General features: G+C 43.7%; 7 protein-coding genes. 1 reads left to right on the top strand and 6 read right to left on the bottom strand.

Annotated features, from left to right (window positions below; all coding sequences use genetic code 11):
* Nucleotides 1–202 precede the first annotated feature (202 nt).
* A complete protein-coding gene (locus tag DW949_RS13325; RefSeq protein WP_118023657.1) occupies nucleotides 203–1,579 on the top strand; it encodes a DUF389 domain-containing protein in 1,377 nt (458 codons plus the stop codon).
* Here the strand turns inward: DW949_RS13325 and DW949_RS13750 are convergent.
* The 6 genes from DW949_RS13750 to DW949_RS13305 all read right to left on the bottom strand — a co-directional run bounded on the left by DW949_RS13750 (nucleotide 1,552) and on the right by DW949_RS13305 (nucleotide 6,190).
* Nucleotides 1,552–1,776 carry a hypothetical protein gene (locus tag DW949_RS13750; protein WP_147349068.1) on the bottom strand — a complete coding sequence of 75 codons (225 nt, stop codon included), beginning with the start codon at nucleotides 1,774–1,776 and terminating at the stop codon, nucleotides 1,552–1,554. The genes DW949_RS13325 and DW949_RS13750 overlap by 28 nt on opposite strands.
* 223 nt (nucleotides 1,777–1,999) lie before the next feature.
* Complete coding sequence (locus tag DW949_RS13320) at nucleotides 2,000–3,565, bottom strand: recombinase family protein (RefSeq protein ID WP_023054281.1); 1,566 nt, start codon at nucleotides 3,563–3,565, stop codon at nucleotides 2,000–2,002.
* Entirely contained in the window at nucleotides 3,562–5,205 is a 1,644-nt protein-coding gene (locus tag DW949_RS13315; protein WP_026385704.1) for a recombinase family protein, read from the bottom strand. The genes DW949_RS13320 and DW949_RS13315 overlap by 4 nt, the downstream gene beginning before the upstream one ends.
* 49 nt (nucleotides 5,206–5,254) lie before the next feature.
* Nucleotides 5,255–5,416: an SHOCT domain-containing protein gene (locus DW949_RS14010; RefSeq protein ID WP_299000320.1), complete on the bottom strand. Its 162-nt coding sequence runs from the start codon at nucleotides 5,414–5,416 to the stop codon at nucleotides 5,255–5,257.
* Nucleotides 5,409–5,801, bottom strand: coding sequence for a hypothetical protein (locus tag DW949_RS13310; RefSeq protein WP_026385703.1), 393 nt, complete (start codon nucleotides 5,799–5,801; stop codon nucleotides 5,409–5,411). The genes DW949_RS14010 and DW949_RS13310 overlap by 8 nt, the downstream gene beginning before the upstream one ends.
* Before the next feature lie 122 nt (nucleotides 5,802–5,923).
* The gene (locus DW949_RS13305) at nucleotides 5,924–6,190 is read right to left on the bottom strand and encodes a hypothetical protein (RefSeq protein WP_233539607.1); all 267 of its coding nucleotides are present in this window, start codon (nucleotides 6,188–6,190) and stop codon (nucleotides 5,924–5,926) included.
* Between the last annotated feature and the right edge of the window lie 20 nt (nucleotides 6,191–6,210).

Here is a 6,210-nt window from a genome sequence, read left to right as displayed (position 1 = left end):
TGTGGTTACGCGATATTTATTTGTTCAAAAAGTTGTAAACTGCTGTTTCATTATACAATTAGCCAATATAAAAATTCTCGAGAATACTCCTTTTATTCCTATTTTACCTATTATTATCAGACTTTTCTGTACAACAATGATTTTCCGGAGAAAAATATGCTATCATGAAAGATAGGAACTAACAGAAAGGAGATCTATCCCTATGAACTTCAATTTTTCACAACTCTTAGACCTCAAGGGCGACTCGGCCCCATTCTCTGAAATCCGACAGCGGATCGCGTCCGATGCTTCGGTGAAAGGCGCAAATCTCGTCATTCTAATCACCGCAATCCTCATTGCGTCCGTCGGCCTCAATATGAACAGCACCGCAGTCATCATCGGTGCCATGCTCATTTCCCCTTTAATGGGTGGCCTTGTCGCAACAGGCTACGGAATGGCAACCTATGACATGCAATTTATCAAGGATTCGATGGTAAAGCTTGGCTTCCAAGTCTCCTTCGCCTTGATTACCTCGGCGATTTATTTTTCTCTTTCGCCCATCAGCGATGCATCTTCCGAACTCTTAGCGCGCACATCCCCGACCATCTGGGACGTTATCATCGCACTAGCAGGCGGTATCGCTGGCGCCATTGGTAACACCCGAAAAGAAAAAACGAATGTCATTCCAGGCGTTGCTATTGCCACGGCCTTGATGCCACCGCTTTGCACCGCAGGCTACGGCATCGCCACGCATTCTTCTACCTTCGTACTTGGCGCGCTCTACCTGTTCTTTATCAACGCATTCTTTATCACGCTTTCCGCATTCTTAGTCTTCAAGGTGCTGCGCGTACCGGCATCGACGACGGTCAACGAAAGCCACATGCAATACCAGCGGACCATTCTCCTAATCGCGGGCATCGTCATCACCATCCCTAGCATTTACATGGCCTATCTAACAGTCAACGACAACATCCGCGATACGCAGATCAAAACGTTTATAGCAAAAGAAGTCGCCTCTGAAAAAGTGAGTGCCGTATCGTATGCCTTCAAAGATGGACTCTTAACGGTCGATCTCATTGGAACACCACTAACCGAGGATCAGGTGGCAGAACTCCAGGCCTCGATGCAGTCGTATTCCAAACTGACAGATGCCAAGTTACACATCGTGCAAGGCAATGTAAACACCATCGGTCAAAAAGAGATTCAACGAATCATCACGAACCGGATCGAAGGACTGGTTGCCAACGATAAAGGAAAATCCTATAAAGAGCTCGCGAGACTTTATTATCCGGCCTACCAAACACAGCAAAGCGATGAACAAATCACCGTTGCTATGAATGCTCAGCTCCCTGCGCTATTTCCACAAATTGTTGCCGCCCAAGGCAGCACCATGCCCGCCCACAGTACGGACGCAAGCACATCAGGCAGTCAATCACAACAATTTCTTGCAAAACTCACTGTCTCGGCCCCACTTTCCCCGACCGATGCCGCGAAGATCCAGCAATGGCTCAAAACACAGACCGACAGCCCTGTTTCGCTCATCGTACAAATGCAAGGACAGGATAGCAGTTTCTACGGCAATGGCATTGCTTGGGAATAAACCGTTCCAGCTTCCGTTGGTAGAAGAACCGCCTCTGAAACACTGCCTCGGACGCGCTTTGCGGTCATGACTGCAAAGCCGCACATCTTGTAGACATTGTAGTTTCGCAAGAACTGGCTGACATGGAATTCGGCAAAGAATTGACGAATCTTGGAAGATGATACTTCACATGAGTGATGATATTGTACAATATTCATGGCATAAGCCTTCCGTTTGTGTTGTGGATTTTCGTTACTTTTATTATACAAAACGGAATGAGTTCATGCTATTTTTATTTCGCGGATTACTAATAAAGATAAATCAGCGGGGTATCAACTGTGAAGCTTAAGTTAATAATATATGAATGCTATACATTAACATACTGTACTCCGTTTTCCCGGAAAGTCATGTCGTTTCTCTCTTGCATTTCCAAATATCCATTTATGCTTTGATTTCTGTGCCATCTTTAAAAGTCACCCAAATATCATCTTTCTCATTTACAGTAATGAAATCTACCAAACTGCACCACAGTCTTTTATCAAAAATGCTAATAAATTCCTGTTTCTGTAAATTTTCAATAAATCTTTCTAGCTGCTGGCCCCTACTTGTACGCTGTTTCATGGTATCGCAAATCTGGTCATACTTTATTTTTATTTTTTCATAGCGGTTAACTAGCTCGCTGTACTCTTGGTTATATTGCACTTGATCCTGTGTCAAGCAAGCATTTTCGGAGATGAGTTGCTGAACCCGTTCTGCTAACAGGTTCATATTGAATTCTAATGCGTTTCGTTTCTTTTCCAAATCTGTAGTATCAACTAGGCGAATCTTTAACAGAATAATATTGCTAAGGATCTCATCTTTATTCTTGATAAGTTGATTGACTGCTCGGACAAATATATTTTCTATCTCATTTTCAGTCAGATGTGGCGTCTTACAATGTCTCTTGAACTTATCATTACAGCGATATACGGTCTGGCGGTATTTATCAGTCGAGTGCCAAACTTTGGCTCCGTACCAACTGCCGCACTGTCCACATTTGATTTTGCTGGAGAAAATGGAGATACCGCTATGACGAATTTTACTATTTTTTCTCTTCCGCATCTCTTCCTGTACCAAGTCAAATACCTGTGGACTGATAATAGCCTCATGGTTATTTTGCACATAATATTGCGGTACTTCCCCTTCGTTCCTCTTACTTTTTTTCGTAAGAAAGTCCACCGTAAATTTCTTTTGAAGCAACGCATCACCTTTGTACTTTTCATTCATGAGAATACTTCGCACCGTGTTGGGTCTCCATATTTTGCACCTCGCAGGTGTTGGAATCTTTTGCTCTGTCAATTTCTTTGCAATAGAATGAAAGGTGTACCCGCTAAGATATAAACGATAAATCAGTTTTACTGTTTCTGCCTGCTCTTTATTCACTACCAGATTGCCGTCCGCTCCCCTGTCATAACCAAGAAAATGACTGAATGCCAAACTGACCTTCCCATCAGCAAACCGTTTCCGATGTCCCCAAGTGACATTTTCTGATATACTCCTACTTTCCTCCTGTGCTAGGGAACTCATAATAGTAATAAGAAGTTCACCTTTGGCGTCTAGTGTCCAGATGTTTTCTTTTTCAAAGTAGATTTCGACCCCGTTATCTCTCAACTTACGTACGATTGTCAAGCTATCCACCGTATTCCGCGCAAAACGGCTGACCGATTTCGTAATGATAAGGTCAATTCTGCCATCCATTGCATCACGAATCATACTTTTAAAGCCTTCCCTATGCAAGGTATTTGTCGCTGAAATTCCTTCATCCGTGTACATCCCAGCGAATTCCCAGTCGCTGCGTCCCTTTATATAATTTGTATAATAGTCAACCTGTGCTTCATAACTTGTAAGCTGTTCATCCCGGTCGGTTGAAACGCGTGCATACCCGGCGACCCTTCTCTTTTTCTGGCTATGAATAGGTTTTTCTGTGTAATTCTGTAGTGTAGCTGGTATGACCTGCACTTTTTTCATGGCAATTGCACCTCTTTATTTTCTCCAGAATAAAACCGGAACAACAGGGTCCGATTCTTCTGAACCTCAATCCATTCCACCTGTTCCCGAAATTTTTGCTCATCAAATGTAGATTCGCCAAGAAGGGCTGCCGCTGTTTTTTTCAGCCAATCTTCTTGGATGCCGCTAGTGTGGACACATTTATATTTGTTCCGACTCCGCCAATACGCTACTCTTCTATTTTTACGTGTTTCCAAACAACGGACAAATTTCACATCACAAGTCGGGCAAAAGATACGTTCTGAAAAGGCACTATAACGGCTGGACAGTCCACTTTTACGGTATTGGACCATTCTTTGCTGTACTTGTTCCTTCCGTTTCTCCGTCCACATATCCTTTAACGCTGTCGATTTCCATGGCTGCTTAATAACCTTGCCGTCCTTTAAGTAAAATAGCAAGGAATGATAAGCCGGCACCACTATTTTCTCTACCCTCTGTAAAAACTCAGTCTTATCAAAAATTGCCATTTCAAGCGCACTCATACAAGCGCGTTCAAGAGCAGGCTGTGGAATGGCACCATAGGCTCCGCACCGTTCCTCCGCTTTTCCTTTATTTGACAGGCACGACCAATATTCACTCGGTTTGCCTTTGTACTTTCTTATGTTATGGATGTAGCTCTTTCCACAAATACCGCACTTGATGATTCCTGTAAAGCAGGATGTGTTTAGGAAATTTCTGGCATATCCGCCACGTTGCTTTCCCGCCTCCTTACGCCATGCCATCTCTTCCTGAACCTGATTGAATGTCGCTGCATCAATAATGGCCTCATGATGATTTTCCACTACATACTTATCCTTTTCTCCATGGTTTATGACCTGATGTTTGGTAATTGGATCTATTACGAAGGTCTTTTGAATGACCAGGTTTCCTTTATATACAGGATTCTGCAACATCTGCTTTATAGTAGAATCCTGAAATAGGTTGCCGTACATCGTATGAGCTCCGATATTGGCAAGCTCTCGCTGTATATCTCTTCGCGTTTTCCCTGCTAAATACCCCTTAAAGACTCTCCGAACAATCGCTGCTTCCTCATTCTGGATAACTAGTTCTCCATCTTTCCATCGGTACCCATAAATGAAGAACTTTGCATGGGGAATTCCTTTTTCGTATTTCTTTTGAAACCTCCACTTGATATTGTCGCTGATAGAGCGGCTTTCTTCCTGAGCAAAGGAGGCAAGGATTGTCAGCATCAGCTCTCCATCACCACTTAGGCTACAAATGTTTTCTTTTTCAAACCAGACTTCGACACCAATCTCTTTTAGGTGCCGAACCGTCTTAAGCAGGTCAACCGTGTTACGTGCAAACCGCTGGATGGATTTCGTAAGAATAATATCAATTTTTCTAGCTTCTGCATCTGCAAGCATACGTTGAAACTCTTTTCTCTTAATAATCTTTGTTCCAGTAATACCATAATCAGCATATACCCCCGCATATTCCCACGCAGGATTTTTCTGTATCAATGAACTGTAATAGCTAATCTGAGCCGATAGGGAATGCTGCATTCTCTCTGACTCTACAGAGACTCGGGCATAGGCAGCAACCCGCTTCCGTTTGGAAATTTCGGTAACCTTCTGTTCTATTTTCCACATTTTCTTTTCCATAGTTGAGCCCTCCTTCCAACTATATATATCACTCTAACCAGTAGAATTATCAAGTGTATAGCCCTCCGAAAAACGGTTGATATTTATGAAGCATTTCCTTCTTGAAGGACTGGTACTCCTTCTTGGTAATAAGTTTATCATTCAACATTTTCCTTGCCAGATTTATCGTTACCTGAAAAGTTATTTCATTAAAAAATAACTTCTTATCCATGGCGGACACCTCCGAACCGGTAAGCAATATAGCAAGCATGAGAGCAGAACTTCCGATGACTATTGCCATAGACAGTGAATGCTTTTCCGCAGGCCGGGCAAGTAAAAGTATAGACTGCCTTCCGCTTCACCAGCGTCAGATGTGCGTTCCACCACTTGTTCCGACAGGCATCACAGCAGAACCGTTTCCGCTTCCGCCCCGGATTCTGATCAATAGGCTTCCCACACTGCTCGCATACTGCTCCATCTATCCTGGTTACCAGACTGTGCCGCCGGCAGAACGACTTCACCGTATTGATGGAAATCTGGAGCTGCATCGCTATCCTGCCATACCCTGCCCCAGCTCGGCGCAGAGCAATAATCTGTTGTTTCTGTTCGTCCGTCATGATGGATACCTCCTAAATTTTTGGTCTTCAGGAGTAACAGGACAGAACGGCTATTACTAAGTACTATAAAAACAAAAAAGCCGATACGGAACATCCTTCCCGATGTTCCGTATCGGCTTTTCTCATACAATCTTCTGCTTTGCATCAGCCACAATAGCTTTGACCGCTTGCTGCAGCAAAGTAATATACAGCCTGTTCCGAATCTTCACCCACCAACTGGTGGTGGTCTGGATTTCCACTTCCAGTGGGTCTGTGAGGTTCTTCATCTGCGCTTCCACCAGCTTCTGGATGTCCTCCATGTCGATGGACTTGATGGCCGCTTCGGCTTCGCTCCTGGCAAAAGATACAACCGTATCGGCGACGGCTTTCTTGATTTCTTCACGGTTCATAGTCATTTACCTCCCAAGAT

This window comes from Megasphaera sp. AM44-1BH (assembly GCF_003467125.1).
GTDB lineage: Bacteria > Bacillota > Negativicutes > Veillonellales > Megasphaeraceae > Megasphaera.
This window is presented reverse-complemented; position numbering and strand designations above follow the sequence as displayed.

What these genes read in the sequence shown, in the direction of transcription:
- DW949_RS13325 (WP_118023657.1), top strand. Translation starts at nt 203, where the DNA reads ATGAACTTCAATTTTTCACAACTCTTAGACCTCAAGGGCGACTCGGCC.
- DW949_RS13750 (WP_147349068.1), bottom strand. Translation starts at nt 1,776, where the DNA reads ATGAATATTGTACAATATCATCACTCATGTGAAGTATCATCTTCCAAG.
- DW949_RS13320 (WP_023054281.1), bottom strand. Translation starts at nt 3,565, where the DNA reads ATGAAAAAAGTGCAGGTCATACCAGCTACACTACAGAATTACACAGAA.
- DW949_RS13315 (WP_026385704.1), bottom strand. Translation starts at nt 5,205, where the DNA reads ATGGAAAAGAAAATGTGGAAAATAGAACAGAAGGTTACCGAAATTTCC.
- DW949_RS14010 (WP_299000320.1), bottom strand. Translation starts at nt 5,416, where the DNA reads ATGGATAAGAAGTTATTTTTTAATGAAATAACTTTTCAGGTAACGATA.
- DW949_RS13310 (WP_026385703.1), bottom strand. Translation starts at nt 5,801, where the DNA reads ATGACGGACGAACAGAAACAACAGATTATTGCTCTGCGCCGAGCTGGG.
- DW949_RS13305 (WP_233539607.1), bottom strand. Translation starts at nt 6,190, where the DNA reads ATGAACCGTGAAGAAATCAAGAAAGCCGTCGCCGATACGGTTGTATCT.